We start from the raw sequence: 21,317 nt of genomic DNA, 5'->3' as shown, positions 1-21,317 counted from the left end.
ACCACTATATCAAACAAAACCCCTTCTGAAATAATTCAAAGGGGTTTACTATTTAAATATTTTTTGAGGAAATGCTTTATTTAGCTACAATCAACTTTCTTACTACAGTCTGATCACCTCTCTTTACAATTCCAACATAAGCTCCATTTTCAAGGCTTGAGATATTCACTTTTTTCTCATTAACTGTTTTAAGTAAGGAATGCCCTTCAAAATCAGTGATCTCAAAACTAAAATTCTTTGTCTTAGAATCAGGAAATTCAATGTTGATAAAATCCTTTGCAGGATTAGGGTAAATCTTGATGGATTCTAGAGTATTTTTTGAAACAGGTTCCTGGGTTCCTAAAGTTTGTGTAGCAGCAACTGCAAAGTGTTGTAATGCTCCCACAGATGCTTTTCCGATTTTATAAATGTATTCTGGGTCAGTATTGGCGAAAGTGTCATTAACTGTATGTGGAAAAGAACTTCTGATTCTCTCAAAAAAACCTGTAATAATTTCGCCTCTTTCTTCAAAAGGTATATAATCCGTATCTTCTGCGGGGTCAACAGCTGTCTGAAGTGTTGAGTACAAAGAAGTGCAATTCCTTAGCTCCTGAGTTATAGCAGCAGAAGCAGCATTATTACCGGGAAGTCCGCCTTGATCTTCATCACAGTACACTGTATTATTGATATTTCCCATCACACCACCAACTTGATCCAGATTGAAAACCATTTTAACATCCAGAACACGATTGTTTCCTTGATAAACAACATTATCCACATAATGATAGCTGCCTAAAAGCCCTTGTTCTTCACCTGAGAAATGAATAAATTTAACAGAATATTCTGTAGGAATTGTTCTTAAAATTCTTGCCGCTTCTAAAATAATAGAAGTTCCGCTTCCATTATCATTCACCCCCGGCCCCGTAATAGTATCAAAATGTCCACAAATAATAACATATTTATTAGGATAGACTGTTCCTGTTTTGGTTATGATTAAATTTTTTGAAGTAGTATTAGAATAAGGAAATGTATCCTCAGTCATTTGACTGGCTGTATAGCCATAAGAAAGATATTTGTTTTTAAGCCAAGTCAGTGCATTTACGTTGGCCTGAGTCCCTGTTTTTTTAACTCCCCAACTGGCAAATTCCTGCAGATTGGTGATAATATCCGTTTGAGAAACAGCATCCGCTCTGTTTTGATAGGCCTGAATAAAACTTTGCGCACTCGTCGTATGGGAGGCTATAGCAATCAACAGAAAGGAGGTGATTTTTTTCATTGTATGATGTATAGGACTAATAATATATTTCATAAGAACTGAAGTCAGTTCATTATCATTATATATGGGTTATTTGTCAATGATTATTTTTTTAACGATATGATTTCTATCTGTTTTTATAGAGATCATGTAGACTCCATTGCTTAATGGGGTAGTATCTATTTTGTTTTTATTCTCCGCACGAAGCACTATATTTCCGGTCATATCGGAAATCTCAATATTGAACTGATTAGTCTTTTGCGGAAACTCTACCGTTAAAAGGTTTTTGGCTGGATTAGGGTAAATGTTTACATTCTCAGATGAATTTTGAACTCTGGTGTCCTGCGTTCCCAGAATATTATTAGCTGTAATAGCTACAGCAAAATGTTGTAATGCCCCCACAGCTGCTTTACCTACATTGAAGACATAAACAGGATCTATATTGGCAAACGTGTCAGCTGTACTGTGTTCATTTTCACTTCTGATATATTCATAAAAACCGGTAATGGTGTAACCTTTAGCCTCAAAAGGGATATAATCCGAACTATATGCATTAGAAGTAAAAGTCTGAAGTGGGGAATAAAGTCCGGTACATACTGCTAATTCCTGCGTGGCAGTAGCTGATGCAGCATTATTCCCAGACATTCCACTGATGTCTTTTTCACATACAATCGTATTGTTGTTATTTCCCAATTGACCACCAACCTGATCTATATTAAGGACTAACTTAATGTCTAATTTACGTGTATTTCCTTGGTAAGCAATGTAATCCGCATAATGGTAACTTCCTTTCAATCCTTGTTCTTCTCCGGAAAAGTGAATAAACTTAATAGAGTATTCAGTAGGAACATCTTTTAATATTCTGGCTGCCTCTAAAAGAATAGAAGTACCACTGCCATTATCACTTACTCCGGGTCCATAAATTGTATCATAGTGCCCACAAATAATTACATATTTATCAGGATATACTGTTCCGGTTTTGGTAATCACCAGGTTTTTAGAATTTGTATTTCCAAAACTGAACGGATCTTCCTCAATCTGACTTGCGGCATAGCCATAAGAGATATACTTATTTTTTATCCAGTTAAGAGCATTGGTATTGGCCGTTGATCCAGTGGTTTTCACTCCCAGATTTTCAAAATCAGTAAGATTGGTCGTAATATTGGTTTGCGAAACCATATCTGCTCTGGTTTTATAAGCTTGGATGAAATTCTGGGCTGCAATGTTCTGCAATGCTATAGAGGTGAATAAAAAAACAGCAATTTTTTTCATTTATTCAATTGGATTATTTTTCGATTGCTAATATAAGAATTAATCGCGATTTTATTTTGTTAATCAATGTTGTTTGTTTGTATTTAATTATTTTTTTCATAATGATATATCTTGTAATATCGTTTACTCTTAACATTAATTTTATTTTCATTCAAATATCATTTCGGCCTTATTTTTTTACATCGAGGATAAAAGGGGTGAATATCAGATGCTAACCTTTTAAGTGAATGTAAAAAGGTGATATGTTTACATAAAAAAATCCCGGGCAAAAACCCGGGACTATATTGATAACAAAAATAGTGTTCTACATTATTTTACTTGATCTACAACAGCTTTGAAAGCTTCAGGGTGATTCATTGCTAAATCTGCTAAAACTTTTCTGTTAAGCTCAATGTTGTTCTTTTTAAGAGCTCCCATAAATTGAGAGTAAGACATTCCGTGCTCTCTAGTTCCCGCGTTGATACGAGTGATCCAAAGTGCTCTGAAGTTTCTTTTCTTCTCTTTTCTACCACGGTAAGCATATTGCATTGCTTTTTCTACCGCGTTTTTAGCTACAGTCCAAACGTTCTTTCTTCTACCGAAAAAACCTTTAGCTTGCTTAAAAATTTTCTTTCTGCGAGCTCTTGAAGCTACCGCATTTACTGATCTTGGCATAATTTAAATTGTTTTTTTGAAAAGGGCGGCAACTGATGTTACTCTTATTTGCACCGTTTCAGGGTTAAAATTTTGAATTTGTTTTGAATTCTTATAAACCGAATATAGATTTATAAAAACTACTTAATTGCTAATTGACGTTGAACACTTTTTTCGTCCACTTTAGCTACGTAAGAAGTAGTAGTAAGATTTCTCTTCTGCTTAGTTTCTTTCTTAGTTAAGATGTGGCTTTTGTAAGCGTTTTTTCTTTTGATCTTACCAGATCCGGTAAGAGCAAAACGTTTCTTAGCACCTGATTTCGTTTTTAATTTTGGCATTGTTTTGCTTTTTTATTGTTTTTGTTATCAATATCTGTTTATGGTTTCCTAAAGACATTAGGAATAATAGTTTGCAAAGGTACGAAAAAAATCTCAATATTCCCTTTCCAGAACAATACTTTCTAAAAACATATGGTTTTGCGGAGTAATTTCAATTGTTAATTGTCCATTTTTCATGGAAATCTTGGCATTAAAATCTACATTTTTCTCTTCTGATCCTGCTATTTTCCAATTTCCGGAGGGAACATCATCAATAGATAGAGTATAAGACTTCCCTTTATCCATTGTTTTTACCAGTTTATTTCCGGAAAATACACTGAGGTTATCTGATGAAGTCTGGAACAGATATCCGGGAATAATTAATTGGTTACCATTGCTCTTAATACCTGTATTCTTCCCGTACTTATTAAAGAATAGTTGATATTCCTGATTCTTTTCTTTTGTTTTTACCTTAATATAATTATTATTAAAAACCTTATTAGCCTTCAGCTGATCGCCAATATTAAAGTTGAGTTCACCTCCAATATGGAAAATAATAAGGTCAGGATTTCTGTTCATCACATAACTGGCATCACCCAATTCATGGGCTAAAGATCCGTTTCCGAAATTTTTAGGCGGATGCCTTGGGATATAATAATCATTTAACCCCAGCATATCAACGATAGGTAATTCAGACGAGTAAGGAATACAACCTGCTGCAGTTACAGCAACCAATGTTGTGTTGGGAAATGTTTTCTTTAAAGTTTCCCCCAGTTTCATTCCCCTGAATTCCCATCTTTCATCCATCGCACGTTGGTTATCGGGAATCCAGAATTGAATAAAGGCATTTATTACTAAAAGGAAAACAAAACTTAAGCTTACTTTTTTTGAGGTCAAATGGAGCTTTTGGAAATAAGGTAATCCAAAAATAATAGAGAAAACAAAGAGAATCAGTACAACATAATAATGTCTGAATGCAGGAAATATATCTCCGCCAACTAAAGTCACATAGCCCACCCAGGCAGCCGTTAACAATAATAAATAATATCCGAAAAGAAGCTTTTTTCTTAAAAGATAATAAAGAGATATTAAGCCTAATGCAGATAACAGTAGCGTACTGAAGAAAGCTTTAAAATTATAAAAACCTCCGCGTAAAATATGATGGATAGTTACTTTTACCTTCACCAAAGCAGTATTAGGGACCAGTTCTCCGTAAAAACTATAACGAAATGCAAGTTGCCCCAATAAAAATAAAGATGGAATAACAGCGGAAGCTATTCCTATGGTAATGAACTGCTTTTTGTTTTTTCTACAGCTTACCAATAGAAATCCTGCGGTAAGTATAGTAAATAAAAATCCGTCTGGTCTGGTAAGTGCTAATAGGCCTAACCAAAACGATAAAAGATAAATTGTTGCGAAATTCTTATCATTAATGATCTTTGAAACCTCAATTAAGATTAAGGTCAGAAGTAGCACATATAAAGGCTGTTCCAAACCACCAATGGCCCAGACAGCAAAGCATGGAGTAGTTACTAACAGTGCCACTCCGAGAAAAACATATTCTTTTGGGATATTCTTATTTCTAAAATAATAAAGAATACTTCCTATGGTTCCCAATGAGCATACAATGCCTAAAACTCTAGCTGCGAGAATAAGATCCATTCCCAGTTTTCCCAATGCAGACACACCTAAAACCCAAAGCAGATTAGAGTATCCTTCAACGGGTTGACCATCATTCCAGGTTAATCCTTTGCCTTCAATAAAGCGTTGAGCATACCGTAATGAAATCAAACTGTCATCTGAAAAAAAAGGGAAGTAATAAAAGCATCCAAGAGAAAAAATAATGGCTGCTATGAAAAAAAAGGATAAATATCCCAATCTCATGGTTGATATGTATTTATACGAATCGTTTCCTAAGCTTTTTAGGATCACGACTGCAAAATAACGAAAATATAAAAAAACTACAGATAAAAAATACCTGTAGTTCTTTTGTTATATGTAAACTTATCTAGTCGAAGTCTACTTGGAAGACATCATTAAGATTCTGATTATTTCCTCCCAGCACAAATTTCATTCTATATCCTGGAGTAATAAGTGTTCCTTTTCTTGAGAAAAGCTGAAGCTTCATGTGTGGATCATTCACATGAAAGTTAACCGTTTTATTGGTATTCCAAGTAGGAATTCCATTTCTATAAATAACCATATTTCCATCGTTTTGTGCAATCAGTTTCGACATGCTGCCCATTGTGGTATAGGAGTTAGAGCTCCATAATACAGAAGTGTAGCCATCCCTCGTCATATATAGAACAAGGTTATTATCAGGCTGCATAATAAGTTGGTATTTTCTGTCACGTTGCACTAAAGTAATAGCTTCCCCAGCATTTAATACTGATGGGTGATATACCTCCTGTAGAAAATCAACAGTGGTAAGACCAATACGAGAGGTTTTATTTTCATTTACAGAAACTGTTTTTTCACTTGATATTACATTATCACGTGTTTCATCCTGAGCACAAGATGTTAGAAGCATCGAAAGACTTACAAAAGTCATTAATTTTGTTTTCATAGGTTATTTTTTGACGCGGCAAATGTAATGAAACTTTATTATAATTCACTGTTTTAAGAGTTTTTATTTAAAAAAAATGTTGTATTAATGGAGGTTTGTGGATTTTGTTTAAAACACCTTTTAGTGTTTATTTGTAAAAAACACATATGGATTCAATGATGGATTTCCAATATTGTAGGGAAATTTAATTATGATAAAAAAAACTCCAATAAATCTTTATGGACAATTTCTTCTTGTGTTGCAGGGATAGAGTAAATAAAAAATAAATTTCCCGCTTCTGTATAAGAAACGGGAAACATTTATATCTCTGTATTTTATATAATTAATAGAAATCTTCCACAATTATATCCTTTCTTTCTTCATTATTTCCACCAAGAATAACTTTAATTCTGAATCCAGAAGGAATGAAAGTTCCTGTTCTTGAATAGAGCTGAATTTTAATGTGTGGACTGTCCACATGATAGTTAACGGTAGTATCAGCACTCCAGATTGGAATACTATTAACTGGAATACTATTACTAGAATAAATTACCAGATTTCCATCGGTTTGTGCAACAAGCCTTGGACCTCCAACATCAGTCCTGTGGGTATTGGAATGCCATAGTACAGTTCTATGTCCTTGTCTTTCTCTATAAAGAACCAGATTGTTATCCATCTGCATAATTAATCGATATACACTACCATTGTGCTCTAACGTAAGAGACTCCTCTGTGTTTAGTGCTTGCGGATGAAAAGGGCCGGATTCTTTGATGAATTTAACACTGGTAAGACCAATACGTGAGGTATTATTTTCATTAACAGCAACTTGTTTTGCAGTTGGCATTACCTCATCGCGGGTCTCATCCTGAGCACAAGAGGACAATAGCATCGAAAGACTTAAAAAAGTCATTAATTTTGTTTTCATAGGTTATTTTTTAACGCGGCAAATATAATAATTATTTACATTAAATCACTAATTGAAGATATATAAATACGCTTTAAATCTTTTGTTAATAGGAATAAAACAAATAAAGTTAAATGTTATTTTAATTATGACTTGAAAAATTTTAAAAGATCTTTGTTGATTCTCAGCCTTAGTAGATGAGATTCCGACGAGTATCTTCTAAAATATAGCCGATAATCGGGATTGTAGTATTCTTCACTTCTCTCTAATATTGATGAATAAACTTCAGAAGATGAAAACAATAGTATGCAGTATCCTTTTTGTCTTAGCATCGGTTACGGCTTGCACACAGGAACCCAAAGATAATTCTACCTTAACTTCTTCAAAAATGAAGACCATCAATAATGTTCCATTTTTAATCGGACATAGAAACTTTGTTTACGTAGATAGAATAAGTTTGAAACCTGTCAATAATCAAAAATACCAAAGTGCAACCCCTTTTACTTCTACAGGTTTTGCTGTTGTTGTCAACGAAAAAAATGAATACGCCGTTGTGGATGAAAGAGGAAACATTGTATTAGATTTTTCTACTGAGGAAATCAATTTAAATGTCATTAATGGGCTTACATTGTATAAAAAAGATATTGAATACCAAAAGAAAATGCCTATATGGAAATGGGATTGGAATATTATGGGAAGTGGCATCAAAAAACAACAGACTTACCATAAAATAAAGGTTGGTGTTTTAGAAAGCCAACAGGTTTTGCTTCATGAAGATGTTCCATATTTAGAAGATAATTATTACCTCAATTTTATGTCTGTAGATGAAAATCACGTGTTTTGGAATGGAACTCTTTATGAAATCAAGAAAAAACGTCTCAATAAAATCGAAAATAATATTGCTGAGATGTTAGAAAATAAACGATTTATCAAAGGATCAAGTGAAACTTTTGCAATATATGGATTGAATCAAAAAAAAGCAATTCACGACGGCCTAAAGGGCACAGACGCACTTTCAATCCTATTTGGGAAGGAAACCATCATGCTGAAAGAAGTTAATAAAGAACGTTACGAACCGGAAGTTCCTAAGCTTTTGGTAGATCGCAAAACCAATGATGTTTACCCCTTTCCACAATATGAAAAGGTATTCCCTAAAGAAATTAAAAAGGCAACAGCTTCACAGATTGATTTTATTAAAAAGGCTTCTTTAGTGTATTCCATCACCAATTCACCGTATTTTTTACTGGGTATTTTTAATTACGATCATGATGTTTGGGCTTATGATTGGCTTTATATTGATACTGAAGGAAATGTTGCAGATTCCATCGATAATTATGATTTTAAAGTGTTGGATCAGGTCGGAAATCTGGTGTGGCCCGATAGAAAAATGATTTTACCAGATCAATACATTGACAAAAACTGGAAATTCGGAAAAATAAATTACTATACAGGCATGAATGATTCATACCTGATCCGTGTTGAAAATGAAAAACAATTGAGAACCGTGGGCTTGTGGAATAGCGGTGAAAAAAGCTGGGGGATCAGGCCTGAATACCATGATATCTCAGTTTTGGATACCGAAAAACAGATCTATGCGCTTCAAAAAGAGCAAGATGGTTTGTATATGCTTTTTGACAATAAGAGTAAAAAAAATATAGGATCAAAAGCGTATAAATCTATTAATTCAGATGGTTTAGTGAGTGTTAAAGATCGTTCAGGACAAACAATGTATTATTATATTGATATTTATTCAGGAAAAGAATATAAAGAATGATAAATATTGCTGGAAGCTGGAAGAGAAAAGGTGGAAGTTTCTTTGGGTTATAATTTATTCATTAACAATATATGATTAAATTACCTTTAAAGATCAACTGTTATTGCTTATGTTCATCATGACTTATTTCTTCCAGCTCCGAATTTCCAACCATTACATTTTAACTTAAATATTTAAAATATGCTGTCATCCGTAGATTTACATTTGGAAAGGCTATTACTCATTACTGTTTTGACCCTCTTTTTTGGAGCGGGGTTTTTATGTACACTCATTATTTTTATCATTAATTCTATCCGGAAGAAAAATAAGAAGCCGCTTTATTATTTTCTTTTGTTTTTGATTTCTGGAATTATTGCGATAGGTTTAGCTGCATTCTATTTTTATATTACTTTCATTAATGAATCCTATACCTATTAAAGGGTCAGACGAATTGAAGCCAAAAAAACCACTATTATCAGGGATATTTTGATTCAACATCTTTCGTTATCTTTAATTCGAAGATTTATTAAAGACAAGAGGGTGAAACATTTCGTGATTTTAACTTCACTTTTGGCATTATTGGGATGTAAAAGCAATACTGAGAAATTGCAGGTGACTCCCATTTATACAGAACCCCAACGGGTGACAAAAGAAATTCCCGAAACAGGTAAAAATCATACTTACATGACCCGTATGGAGGTTACGGATCGACTGAATCCGATGATTTTTATGCTTACCAAAAATGCTGAAACGCTACAGTTTCGTATACAGGGAAATATCAGTTCCGGTGGGTATACCATTCGTCAGGTAAGAAAAATACGTTTTGAAAAAGGAGAACAAACCGGTAATACGATTATATTGAGATATTACGCTGAGATCAAAAAGTATCCTGGTAAAGAAAGTGCCAATGTACAAGGGTATAATTATATAAAAAATGAAATTTACAAAATACCGAATAGTGTTAAAATCATAAAAGTTGAATTGTACGAAGACCCAATCAACGATACTTCAGATACAAAACCAAAGCTTATTATTCAACAAACTTTTAATTTCTTTGCCAAGATCTAAGCACCTTAAAACTAATATAAAAAGTATGCTTGAACAATTTAAAGAACTGATCAAAAAAGCTGAAAAACTGGAGAAAAAACCAAAATTTTACGGGGCTAATTCAGAAGAAAATATCAGCAAAGTAGAACATGCCTTACAGTTGAAGTTTGATGTCTTTTTGAAAACCTATCTCCTGGAGTTTGGAGGGGGTGGAGTTTCCGATTTACTGTACACTAATGGAATTTTACCGGAAAACCCATTGAGTAATGATGTTTGTACACTTTATGGTGCTACTGTTTATGCCCGTCAGGAGTTTCAATTACCAGATAATTTTTTGGTTATCAATTCTAATTTCCCTTCTGATGTTTTGGTTTTAGATACTCACTGCGGAATTATATACAATTATGAGATGCTCTCAAAAAACAGGAGTTCAACATTGTATCCCAGTTTTGAGAATTACCTTTTAACGGAGTGGAATGCTCTTATTGAAGAATACTAAACGAAACTCAACATACCTATCTATTAATAATATGAAAAAAGAATTAGCAAACCCACCATCAGATGAACGTGATCGTGAACTGTGGATGCAGCATGGAGCAGGATATATTATCTTTGAAAATATTAGGAAATATGCCATTGGGAAAATCCCGACAGAAATAGATGAAACACTTCGTGAAGCTCATCTAAAAACCATCGACAATACAATTTATGGAATGATGATGCAAATGGACGGAATTTTTAATCCTTTAGAAAATGAAAACTATCGTTTAGCCTTAGAATCTCATATTGTCCTGTATAAAGAAGATGAAATAATAGAAGAACTGAACACCATTGATGGTGATGGAATGTGTATGGGATTTCATGGATGGCTGGAAAATGATTTTGGAAGCGATGAAATTGTAATAAAGAAATAAAATGTAATTAGGAAGTCCTTTATTCAGTGAAGCTACTGTTTTAGAATTATTTTGGCTGGCTCAGCCACAGGATTTTTTGCAATATAAAAATATAAATAGGATATAACATTAAAAGACAGCTACGAAATAGCTTGAGAAATCCCCAAAATATTTGAAAAACCTGTTTAAGAATAGATATGAATACTTTACAAGATTTAGAAAAAGAATATAATTTCACCTATCCTGAACTCTATAAAAAGTTATATACTGATAAAATGCTCGATTGGGGTGTAGAAGGACCTGGTTGGTACACTAATGTTTTTCCTGCTTTAAAAGAAAATCCGCCTTTGCTTTTGTTTGGAAACGATATCGAAATCTGGGATCCAATCGTTTATCAGAACGGAATCAGGGAGATTATTAACCATGAAGTATATGATATCAATCCTAAATACAGGATGGTTCCTTTTGCAAAAAATGGGGCGGGGGATTTGTATGTTTTTCAATTGGATATGGAAACCAATGGTGAAGTTCCCATTACTTTTTTGGGGCATGATTCTGATGCTGAAATTCTAGCTAAAAATCTTCAGGATTTTATCTTTAGACAACTTTTAGAATCTTTGACAGAAATGGATGAATATTCTATGTTTGAAGGGAATTCTGAAGAGGAAATCAAGATCCTTCTACAAAACCAATTAAACACCCACCGGAAATATTTAGCCCCAAAACAGGTTGAAATTTTGGAAGATATTTATACACGTGATATTTTTGAATATACCTATAAAGTGTCTAATGGTGGTGAATTTAAAGCTGAAGGTATGTTGACTTTTGATGAACTTGAAAAAATGATTAATAAGGAAATTGCTTTTGAAAAATTAAATACAAAATTTAATTATTGGGAATAAAATAGTTGAATAAGTAATATAGAAACGTAATGATAAAAAAGAATTTTACGATCCTATTTTTGAGTGCCTTGTGGATAATGATCTTCAGTTGTAAAGAGCCGGAAAGAAAAAAAACGGATTTTCCCAATTATCTGAAAAATACGCAGTGGATCGTGAAGGAAGGAGGGCTTATTACTCCCGATGGCGGAAAAACCTACTATATGTCTCCAAGAGATACTACCTTGATTTTCAACTTTCATGGGGTAAACTTTTCAGATGAAGAGCATTTCAATAGTTATGATTCCTGGCAATGTGGAAACGATTGTTTTACAGGAGTATACGGAAAGTATTATTTCACAGAAAAGAACCAAATACAAATGGAAGTGGATAGTATTAGGAAGTCTGAGTTCTGTGATACTCCCACAAAGATTTTAAAAGCATCAAAAACCATGACTTTCGATCTTGTAAAAAAAGAAGGTCAGCTACAGCTTATAAGAAAATAAAATGACAGATTTAATAAAAATTTTCCCGGAATACGAAGAGGTATTTTATGATGATATAGAGAATCACAAAAAGTATTTTCTTCCGATTTGTTCAATTAATTTAAAAATCATCAATTCATCAGAAGATCAATGGCTGCATATCGTTTCTGTAAAGGAAATTTATGATGGTTGCGTTGGAGAAGACAAACCGGAATATCATACAAAATATACCAAAGCAGATATGTTTGGTTTTGATGTGATTGACGGTAAATACAAATTTGATGCAGACTGGAATTATTTTTCTGCATATACCAAAATCTCTCCGGAAGATTATGGAAACAGTTATTCGGATTTAGAGATTGAATACAATATGAATGAGGCAATGTATCAATTGAAAAAAGAATATTACCAAAAACATAATAAGCTTTATGACAAAGATTTCAATCGTCCGGGCTTAGAGGTTTATGACATTCGCCGCTTAGAGCGTTTACGTAAGCTTACAGTTGAAGATCTGGAGAAAGATAATGATTCAGAATATGCAGAGGAACGTTTACAAAATAAGATTTTCGGTGTTTTTGAAGAACTTAATATTAATTCGCTCCCCTTAGAAGAATGCAATTTCGGAGGTGAAAACCTCATTGAAAAACCCTTTAAACCTGACGGAACGCTGATGGATTATATTGCATGTTTGGAAGGCTATGATTTTCAACAAAATTCAGCAGACCAAGTATTTTTATTTTATGACAAAGAACTTAAAAAAGCGGTCATTTGTTTAGAATACACTTAACCTGTTAAATAGCATATCCTTATCAAGGTTTTAAACCTTGACAAGGATTTAAGTAAAGATGCGGTGTTTAAAAAATGAAAAAAATCTTCCGAAATGAAACTCTTTTATTGAATGACGTCGTTTCAAAATTGAGTAGAAGTATTTTACTTATATTTACGTTCTTTACTACAATAAAACTTAATAAAGAGAAGGGTTTGAGGTACAGATTGTTATTTATATTGACGGTGTTGATTTGTCCGTTTTTTGTTCAGGCACAAGAGGTTTTAAGCAAATTAGAGAAGGAGTATAACAATGCTTCCAACCAAACTACAGAGCAATTGAGCCTGGCTCCCAAATATGCTACTGCCTTATTCTTCCATAATTTTAAACCGAAATCTTACCAGATATTAGCCAATAATATTTCTGTGGCCACAAAGATGCCTGATGGAAAATATGCCACTATTTTATATGCCGTCCAGGCCATGAATTACAGACTTGATAACAAAGATGCAGAATCTTCAAAAAGCCTGGAAATGGGTAAGGTGTATAGTTTAAAAACAAATAGTAACGAAGCAAAAGGATATCTGGAGTATGCACGAGGCTGGATTCTTACCCGTAATAACAAGGTCACCGATGCTGTAGCTGCTTACCTGAAAGCTATTAATTATTATGAAAATTCACCTACGACTTCTACACTGTACGGAAGATATGGAAATACAGCCAAAGAACTATCCGCGATTTATGCTGACCTGAACGAATATCAATTGGAAGAAAAATACAGTAAACAGTTTCTGTTGTTAGCCTCCAAACAAAATGACCCTAATCTGATTTTCGATGCCTATATGAGAATGGGCTATATGTATGAACAAAAATATGCTCAAAACCCATCAGATATACAGTTGAGAAACAAAACAGAACAGTATTATCTGCAGGCTATTACCACTTTCAATAAAAATAAGGGGTCTATGGTCAACAAGAGCAATCTTTCTTATGCAGCTATTAATTTAGCCAATTTATATACAGAATTTAACCCAGACAAGGCAATGCAATATGCCCAATTAGCTAATAAGATAAGTCTGGAAACCGGAGATCCTATTCATATCGCTTCTTCATTTGGAATTTTGGCAGAGCTGGCCATTCAGGATAAAAATTATGATGTAGCAAAATCTTATTTTCTGAAAGCCTCTATGGAAATTGGGAAAAGTCCTGTCAGGGATCATAATATTGAACTTTCTATTCTTGAATCACTATCCCGTGTTAGCGAAGAACAGGGGAATTATAAAGAAGCACTGACGTATTATAAAAGTTATGTTGATAAATATAAAAGTGTATATGATCAGGACAAACTGGATATCACCAAAAGATTAGAATCCCAGTTTGAAAAAGAAAGACAGGAACAGAAATATATAAAACTGCAGCTGGAAAGCGATAAAAAAGCACAACAAATTAAGCTTATCAACATCCTGCGTGCGCAGCGTGAACAAGTTTATAATAACTTAAAACTGGTGGAAGAAAATCAGCGCGAACGATTGAAATTTTCTGAGCTGGAGTCAGAAAAAAAAGAGCAGCAACTCCGTTTGGCAAAGTTAGAAACCGAACAAAAGAACAACGATATTAACAGCTATAAAAAACTGTTGGCATTCAAGGAAAAGATCAATACCTACTATATTGTTTTTATTGTTATTTTCATCGTTTTAATATTCCTGTTACTGTATGCCTATAAACAACGTGTAAAATCAATTAAACAAAGAGATGAACTGCATGCTCTAGCTATAGAAAAAGAGAAGCAAAACTCCAAAATATCTACACTAACGGCATTGCTTGAAGGGCAGGAACAGGAACGTGGCCGTTTAGCCCGTGATCTTCATGACGGATTAGGAGGATTGCTTTCAGGAACCAAACTCCAGTTGTCTATTTTAGATCTTCATCAATCCGAAAATATAGAGGAAGGAATTTCTAAATCGATTAACCAGATTGATGGAGCTGTAGAAGAGCTGAGACGGGTAGCTCATAATTTAATGCCTGATTTATTAATGAAATACGGTCTGGTAGCCGCCATTCAGGAGTTTGCTTCCCGAATGTCCAATAGTGCATTACATATCCATACGGAGTTTATTAATTATGGTAATTCTTTATCAGAAGAAAAGCAGCTGCTTATTTACAGAGTTATTCAGGAATTGGTCAACAATGCCATAAAACATGCTAAAGCCTCTGAAATTATTATTCAGATCAGTGAAGAAGAAAATATATTACATCTTACTGTAGAGGATGATGGAAAAGGTTTTGACCTCGCTAACCTGGATTTTAGAAAAACAGCGGGCTTTCATAATATAGAATCAAGAGTCCAGTTTTTAAAAGGAACGATGAATATCACGTCCCAATTGAATATTGGTACCAGTATAGAACTTCAAATACCTACTCATTAAACATGATAAAAGTAGCCATCACAGACGATCATCCACTTCTATTAGAAGGGCTGAAGAATATTTTAGGAAATAACGAGAGTATAGATGTTGTAGATTGTTTCAAAAACGTTTCAGAGATGAATGCCGGCTTAAAAAAACAGGCGGTTGATATTTTGTTGTTAGACATCAATTTAGTAGACATTAACAGCATCGAACTCATAAAGCCTTTAAAGAAAAAGTATGAGAATCTCCAGATTATCATGCTGAGTGTTCATAATGAGCTGCCTGTTATTAATAGTACTTTAGCTGAAGGTGCTTTAGGCTATATTCAAAAAAACGCTTCGGTTTCAGAAATCCTGGAAGGGATTCATACGGTATATGCCGGTAATCAATTTTTATGCTCGCAAACTCAATCTGTTTTAGAGAAAAAATCATCTGATGGATTGAACCAGGTTCCTAAATTAACCCGCAGGGAAAAGGAAATCCTTGCCGAAGCAGCAAAGGGATTGACCACTAATCAAATGGCAGAAAAACTCTTTATCAGCCCACACACTGTAGAAAGTCACCGGAAAAATCTTATTGAAAAATTTCAGACTTCTAATCTTAGTTCAGCCATTAAACTGGCCATAGAGTACGGTCTGATTATCGAATAATCTATTTATAAGGTAGTGCAATCTGTGGGAGCCTAAAGATGAGTTCCCACAGATGTATAATTACTTCAAAATCTATGGGCCTATGTGGTTAAATACCTGTAACGTATCATAAACCAGTGCTTCATCAGAATTGATATAATCAATTCATGTCTTAGCCATCAATAATCAACCTTTGTGTCATCAAAAAACAAGATAAAATCTAAACCTCTTAATGGTTTAAAATATTTCCAAGACTTTTGAATCAGATCCATATTCATCCAACAAAAAGGCCTGCTTACATCGTAAAAGCAGACCTTTTCTATATATAATCAAATAATTAGGTGTGTCATTTTTAGTCTTTGAATCTCAACGCAGCCTGAAATAGATTTTTCTTTCCCGTTACATCATATTCAGCGTTATACACAGGCTCATACATGAATAGATAAACTCTTCCATCAAAATCTTTTAAATTGACAGGCTGGTCTACCATGATGTCATAGAACCTGGTAATGGTACGCGTAGCGGTCCACTGTTTTAAGGTACCTTTAGGGTTTTTATCAAATCTGTGATCTTTCACACTTGTATAGTACCAGTAGGATGGCGCGGAATCCATCAGAAACAGTTCTTTATCTTTGTTATACAGTTCCTCTGCCATACCTGTATTTTGAAACCACGGAACATCAGTATTAAATACCCCCAGTGCTTCTGCATAAACATCCTTATTAGTCGTAGCTCCTACTAAGAAACCTTCCAGATTGTTTGCTGTAAACTCCAATATAAAAGGCGATTTTTTTAGATCATAAACATCATTTACAGGTTCAATTACTTTTCCGTCTTGTTTAATAACTACTTTTAATGATTGAGCGAAAGTTATCAAACTAAGTAAACAGAAAAGAAATGTTAAACTTATTTTTTTCATGGTATTCTTTAATTAAGTGCTGCAAAGATATTAGACTTTACCTCGATAAACACTGGCCGATTTCAGGGGTTTTTTATTGTATTCTAAGTCCAAATGCACTTCCCTTTAAAGCAGATTTGCCTTCAACTGAATTTTTATATAAGCAGTCTTTTGCTTTTTACCATTAGCCGCTGCTGAATTGATAGGATAAACTTCTGCATAAAAGGTTTTATCATCTTTCCAGAAAGCTTTTGTATCATCAGCAATTTTGAATTTGGTAAAGTTTACATACAAAAGGTTTTCTTGATTATGGCTTTGGTCCATATAGGTCGTGATTTCAAAATTACTCCCGACATCATTATTTGAAGAGATAGAAGAAATCCATTTTTTACCAGGAAGAATCTGTGGATATCCACCTGTAAATAAGGCAAAATTAGCGGTTGATTTTACATCATAAAAAGAATAATACATATCTGTAGTCTCCACCGAGTTTTCTTTGAAAACTTCCAGATGCAGGGAAGGAGACTGTCCAATATATTCATTGGATAAATACCCGTCTTCTGTAGATATATTTTCATGCTGTGTAATCACAGTTTCTTTTGAATTTCCGGTAGATATCCAATCTTCACCTTTTAATTTAATCTGAGGATTTTTCACCAAAACTTCATTAATTCTATTTTTAGAAGCTGTTGCAAATTCCTGTTCAGAAACTTCTGTAATGGTACCATACTTACTGAATGACTTATTTTTAAAATCCTGAGATCCTTTCCATGTGCTGCTTCTGATCTCATAAAGGTCCACACCTTGTAAAGTCATATCAAATGAGGCCATGAATTCTGACTTTAGAACAAAAGCTTCTATGCTGTTCGAAATATTATTATTAATACTGTAGTGAATAGAGTAGAAGTCATCAAACTCTTCAAATCCGTAGTAATTATCTAGCTTATTGTATACTATTTTCAGACGGGCAGCATCTTTATTGGGAGATACAAAAAACTGTATAGAATCTAACTTAGTAAATAGTTGAAAAGGTACTTCCTGTATATTATCTACTCCTTTTATTTTTTTGAAATCAGCAAATGTTATGATTTTCTGTGTGATTTCAGTTCCAGCCTTGTTGGTTTCTGGTGTCTTATTCTGTGGATTACATCCCATCAGAACAACGGTAGAGGTGATAAAGACTTGATATAAAGGTTTCATTTTTATATTTTTTTGACAAATGTATCGGTATTCAAACCGGCTGCCAACAAAACCTCTGAATATGGGCAAAAAATGGCTGAAAACAGGGATTTATCGAATGCTATATTTTGGACAATTTTGCAAAAGACAAAACTAAGTATTGATAGGAGATGAAAAACGTAATAACCAGCTTTTCAGTAGCAGTCGCTTTGCTAGCTTCCTGTTCACCAGCTACAGAAAAAAAGGCAGATAGTACAGGTGTTATGGCTATAAAATCAGATACAGTTGCTAAGCTTACTCCTGCAAAGAATACGATTTCACAAGTAGAAGTGCCGGTGGATTTTTCAACATTGGTTCCTATAGATATATTGGATATCAAAAGTAAAGATGTATATGAAAAATATGGTATAGAGTTCTCGGGAAACTGTTATTCTTGTGATTTAGCAAGCTTATCCGTAACCAGGAATAAAATAGTATGGACCAATGTCTGTGATGAAAAGGATGCCTTTGAGGTGAGTAATTTTACCATCTCCAGCGAAGGAAACAAAACTATTTTGAAAACACCGGACAGAACCTATATTTTAACTCAGATCGAAAAAGCACCCGTTTATGAGCTGGTTGTAGAAGGTCATAAACTCGAATTAAATAATAAACGAGTAGCGAAATATTTTACAACAAAAAAAGCGCTTCCTCTTTTTAAAGAGCATGACTGTGGCGATTTTGAAGGATAAAAACTAATACTAGCCTATAGAAAGAGGGGAATATTAAATGAATACAAGTGATGTCTAAATACCTCTTTCTATTTTCTGATGAAACGATACCATGTAAATTTGAATAAAAAAAAACCTCAAAGTAATTTGAGGTTTTTATATGTAAAATAATGATTGAATTATTTTGCTGGTTTTTTAGGACTCATCATCATAATCATTCTCTTTCCTTCAAGCTTAGGAAGCTGATCTACTTTACCCACGTGCTCTAGTTCCTGAGCCAGTTTTAAAAGCAAGATTTCTCCCTGATCCTTAAAGATGATCGAACGTCCTTTAAAAAATACGTAGGTCTTCAATTTAGAACCTTCTTCAAGGAATTTCTCAGCATGCTTCTTCTTGAATTCGTAATCATGGTCATCAGTCTGAGGTCCGAAACGGATCTCTTTTACAACCACTTTTACTTGCTTAGCTTTAAGTTCCTTCTGTTTTTTCTTTTGCTCATATAAGAATTTTTTATATTCCAATACTCTTGCAATAAAAGGTTCTGCCTTGTCAGAAATTACTACTAGATCCAATTCTTGTTCCGCAGCAATCTGTCTTGCTTTGTCAATTGGATAAATTCCCGGCTCTACGTTATCGCCCACCAAACGAAGCTCTCTCACACGAATTTTATCGTTGATCAAGTGTAAGTCCTCCTGTACAGGACGTCTTTGTGGGCCCCTGTTGTTAAATCTTTGTGCTATTGTATTATAATTTTATTGGTTAACTACTTATTTATTTGATTAAAGTATTGAGAGCGTTGTTGTTACCTCTCAATACTTTAATTTTGTTTTTTTAAACTGCTGCTTCTTTTTTGAAGTAAGCTGCGAAATCTTCCAGATTCATGACTCCAAGATCTCCTTCACCACGTCTTCTTACAGAAATCGTACCTTCTTTCTCTTCATTTTCTCCTACTACAAGCATGAAAGGAATCTTCTTTAATTCAGCATCACGGATTTTTTTACCCGTTTTCTCGTTTCTGTCATCAATCTGACCGCTAATATCGTGATTTTCCAAAAATTGTGAAACTTTTTTTGCATAATCTACATACTTTTCACTAATTGGAAGAATGATAAACTGATCAGGGCTTAACCATAATGGGAAATCCCCGGCAGTATTCTCCAATAAGATTGCGATAAAACGCTCCATAGATCCAAAAGGCGCTCTGTGGATCATTACCGGTCTGTGCTTCTCATTATCATTTCCGATATAGTGAAGATCAAATCTTTCCGGTAAGTTATAATCTACCTGAATAGTTCCAAGCTGCCATTTTCTTCCCAATGCATCTTTCACCATGAAGTCAAGCTTAGGGCCATAGAATGCAGCTTCACCGTATTCAACAACTGTTTTTAAACCTTTCTTCTGAGCAGCATTGATAATCGCATTCTCTGCTTTTTCCCAGTTCTCATCAGACCCGATATATTTTTCTTTGTTATCTGGATCTCTTAAAGAAACCTGAGTTACAAAATCTTCAAATCCTAGAGATTTGAAAACATAAAGCGTCAAATCAATTACTTTTTCAAATTCTTCAGAAAGCTGATCCGGAGTACAGAATAAGTGAGCATCATCCTGAGTAAATCCACGAACTCTGGTTAATCCGTGAAGCTCTCCACTTTGTTCATATCTATATACAGTACCGAATTCCGCATATCTTTTTGGAAGATCTCTGTAGCTCCATTGTGATGTCTTATAGATTTCACAGTGGTGCGGACAGTTCATAGGCTTCAATAAGAATTCTTCTCCTTCATTCGGAGTTTTGATCGGCTGGAAGCTGTCAGCTCCATATTTATCCCAGTGTCCGGAAGTTACATACAATTCTTTAGCTCCAATATGTGGAGACATTACGAATTCATACCCTCCTTTTTTCTGAGCATCACTAAGGAAATTTTCTAATTTTCTTCTTAAAGCAGTTCCTTTTGGCAACCATAATGGAAGACCGGCACCTACTTTTTCAGAGAACGCGAAAATACCTAGCTCTTTACCAAGCTTTCTGTGATCTCTTCTTTTAGCTTCCTCTAATCTTTCAAGATATTCAGTAAGTTCTTTCTGTTTAGGGAAAGAAATACCATACACTCTTGTTAACTGAGGGTTGTTTTCATTTCCTCTCCAATACGCTCCTGCAGCATTTAAAATCTTAACAGCTTTTACGATTCCTGTGTTTGGAATATGCCCTCCACGACATAAATCTGTGAAGTTATCATGCGTTACAAAAGTAATTTCTCCATCATTCAGATTAGAGATCAATTCTACTTTGTAAGGATTGTCTGCATAGGTCTTTAAAGCTTCTTCTTTAGAAACCGGATATAAAGAGAACGTTGATCCTTTCTTTGCATTTTCAAGAACCTTCTTTTCAATCTTTTCAAAATCTTTTTCAGATAAACTTTCATCCCCGAAATCCACATCATAGTAGAATCCGTTTTCAATTGCCGGACCAATAGTCAGCTTAGCATTAGGATAAAATTCAAGGATAGCCTGCGCCAAAAGGTGGGCAGAAGAATGCCAGAAAGCTTTCTTTCCAAGATCATCATTCCAGGTCAAAAGCTGTACCGTAGAATCCGTGGTTATAGGTGTGGTGATTTCTACTTGTTTGTCATTAACAATTGCGGAAATGGTATTTCTAGCCAATCCCTCGCTTATAGATTTTGCCACATCTAGGGGAGTAACTGCTCCCTCGAATTCTTTGACACTATTGTCTGGAAGTGTAATTTTTATCATTGTTTACTAAAAAAT

21 protein-coding genes are annotated in these 21,317 nt (G+C 34.2%); 10 read left to right on the top strand and 11 right to left on the bottom strand.

Features of this window, described 5'->3' with window-relative positions; translation table 11 throughout:
• Positions 1-76: 76 nt before the first annotated feature.
• The 7 genes from NBX25_RS14995 to NBX25_RS14965 all read right to left on the bottom strand — a co-directional run bounded on the left by NBX25_RS14995 (position 77) and on the right by NBX25_RS14965 (position 6,926).
• The gene (locus NBX25_RS14995) at positions 77-1,255 is read right to left on the bottom strand and encodes a M28 family peptidase (RefSeq protein WP_250254219.1); all 1,179 of its coding nucleotides are present in this window, start codon (positions 1,253-1,255) and stop codon (positions 77-79) included.
• 69 nt (positions 1,256-1,324) lie between these two features.
• Entirely contained in the window at positions 1,325-2,506 is a 1,182-nt protein-coding gene (locus NBX25_RS14990; RefSeq protein WP_250254218.1) for a M20/M25/M40 family metallo-hydrolase, read from the bottom strand.
• 309 nt (positions 2,507-2,815) lie between these two features.
• Entirely contained in the window at positions 2,816-3,160 is a 345-nt protein-coding gene (gene rplT / locus NBX25_RS14985; RefSeq protein ID WP_034694451.1) for a 50S ribosomal protein L20, read from the bottom strand.
• A 119-nt stretch (positions 3,161-3,279) separates the two neighbouring features.
• Positions 3,280-3,477, bottom strand: coding sequence for a 50S ribosomal protein L35 (rpmI, locus tag NBX25_RS14980; protein ID WP_002979658.1), 198 nt, complete (start codon positions 3,475-3,477; stop codon positions 3,280-3,282).
• 93 nt (positions 3,478-3,570) lie between these two features.
• Entirely contained in the window at positions 3,571-5,340 is a 1,770-nt protein-coding gene (locus NBX25_RS14975; protein WP_250254217.1) for a DUF8728 domain-containing protein, read from the bottom strand.
• A gap of 124 nt (positions 5,341-5,464) precedes the next feature.
• Positions 5,465-6,022, bottom strand: coding sequence for a hypothetical protein (locus NBX25_RS14970; protein WP_250254216.1), 558 nt, complete (start codon positions 6,020-6,022; stop codon positions 5,465-5,467).
• Between the two features lie 322 nt (positions 6,023-6,344).
• Positions 6,345-6,926: a hypothetical protein gene (locus tag NBX25_RS14965; RefSeq protein WP_250254215.1), complete on the bottom strand. Its 582-nt coding sequence runs from the start codon at positions 6,924-6,926 to the stop codon at positions 6,345-6,347.
• A 271-nt stretch (positions 6,927-7,197) separates the two neighbouring features.
• Here NBX25_RS14965 and NBX25_RS14960 point away from each other — a divergent pair, with 271 nt between their 5' ends.
• The 9 genes from NBX25_RS14960 (at position 7,198) to NBX25_RS14920 (ending at position 15,785) form a co-directional block, all read left to right on the top strand.
• Positions 7,198-8,679: a hypothetical protein gene (locus tag NBX25_RS14960; protein WP_250254214.1), complete on the top strand. Its 1,482-nt coding sequence runs from the start codon at positions 7,198-7,200 to the stop codon at positions 8,677-8,679.
• A gap of 519 nt (positions 8,680-9,198) precedes the next feature.
• On the top strand, positions 9,199-9,726 hold the full coding sequence (locus NBX25_RS14955; protein WP_250254213.1) for a hypothetical protein: 528 nt from the start codon (positions 9,199-9,201) through the stop codon (positions 9,724-9,726).
• A 25-nt stretch (positions 9,727-9,751) separates the two neighbouring features.
• On the top strand, positions 9,752-10,204 hold the full coding sequence (locus NBX25_RS14950; RefSeq protein ID WP_250254212.1) for an SMI1/KNR4 family protein: 453 nt from the start codon (positions 9,752-9,754) through the stop codon (positions 10,202-10,204).
• A gap of 31 nt (positions 10,205-10,235) precedes the next feature.
• Positions 10,236-10,619, top strand: a complete 384-nt coding sequence (locus NBX25_RS14945) for a hypothetical protein (protein WP_123911559.1) — start codon at positions 10,236-10,238, stop codon at positions 10,617-10,619.
• 176 nt (positions 10,620-10,795) lie between these two features.
• Complete coding sequence (locus NBX25_RS14940) at positions 10,796-11,500, top strand: SMI1/KNR4 family protein (protein WP_250254211.1); 705 nt, start codon at positions 10,796-10,798, stop codon at positions 11,498-11,500.
• A gap of 29 nt (positions 11,501-11,529) precedes the next feature.
• Positions 11,530-11,982, top strand: a complete 453-nt coding sequence (locus tag NBX25_RS14935; protein WP_250254210.1) for a hypothetical protein — start codon at positions 11,530-11,532, stop codon at positions 11,980-11,982.
• A gap of 1 nt (position 11,983) precedes the next feature.
• Complete coding sequence (locus tag NBX25_RS14930; protein WP_250254209.1) at positions 11,984-12,748, top strand: hypothetical protein; 765 nt, start codon at positions 11,984-11,986, stop codon at positions 12,746-12,748.
• A gap of 74 nt (positions 12,749-12,822) precedes the next feature.
• Positions 12,823-15,153 (top strand): tetratricopeptide repeat-containing sensor histidine kinase, encoded by a 2,331-nt coding sequence (locus tag NBX25_RS14925; RefSeq protein ID WP_250254208.1) that lies wholly within the window; start codon positions 12,823-12,825, stop codon positions 15,151-15,153.
• 2 nt (positions 15,154-15,155) lie between these two features.
• Positions 15,156-15,785 (top strand): response regulator transcription factor, encoded by a 630-nt coding sequence (locus tag NBX25_RS14920; protein WP_123911555.1) that lies wholly within the window; start codon positions 15,156-15,158, stop codon positions 15,783-15,785.
• A gap of 331 nt (positions 15,786-16,116) precedes the next feature.
• Here the strand turns inward: NBX25_RS14920 and NBX25_RS14915 are convergent, their stop codons facing one another.
• Complete coding sequence (locus NBX25_RS14915) at positions 16,117-16,683, bottom strand: hypothetical protein (RefSeq protein WP_250254207.1); 567 nt, start codon at positions 16,681-16,683, stop codon at positions 16,117-16,119.
• Between the two features lie 105 nt (positions 16,684-16,788).
• The gene (locus NBX25_RS14910) at positions 16,789-17,862 is read right to left on the bottom strand and encodes a resolvase (protein WP_123911553.1); all 1,074 of its coding nucleotides are present in this window, start codon (positions 17,860-17,862) and stop codon (positions 16,789-16,791) included.
• Positions 17,863-18,011: 149 nt separating this feature from the next.
• Here NBX25_RS14910 and NBX25_RS14905 point away from each other — a divergent pair, with 149 nt between their 5' ends.
• Positions 18,012-18,572, top strand: a complete 561-nt coding sequence (locus tag NBX25_RS14905) for a hypothetical protein (RefSeq protein WP_250254206.1) — start codon at positions 18,012-18,014, stop codon at positions 18,570-18,572.
• A gap of 158 nt (positions 18,573-18,730) precedes the next feature.
• Here the strand turns inward: NBX25_RS14905 and infC are convergent, their stop codons facing one another.
• A complete protein-coding gene (infC, locus tag NBX25_RS14900) occupies positions 18,731-19,231 on the bottom strand; it encodes a translation initiation factor IF-3 (protein WP_027372223.1) in 501 nt (166 codons plus the stop codon).
• Positions 19,232-19,382: 151 nt separating this feature from the next.
• Entirely contained in the window at positions 19,383-21,302 is a 1,920-nt protein-coding gene (thrS, locus tag NBX25_RS14895) for a threonine--tRNA ligase (RefSeq protein ID WP_123911551.1), read from the bottom strand.
• Positions 21,303-21,317 lie beyond the last annotated feature (15 nt).

The organism is Chryseobacterium sp. Marseille-Q3244 (assembly GCF_940807095.1).
Taxonomy (GTDB): Bacteria; Bacteroidota; Bacteroidia; order Flavobacteriales; family Weeksellaceae; genus Chryseobacterium.
This window is presented reverse-complemented; position numbering and strand designations above follow the sequence as displayed.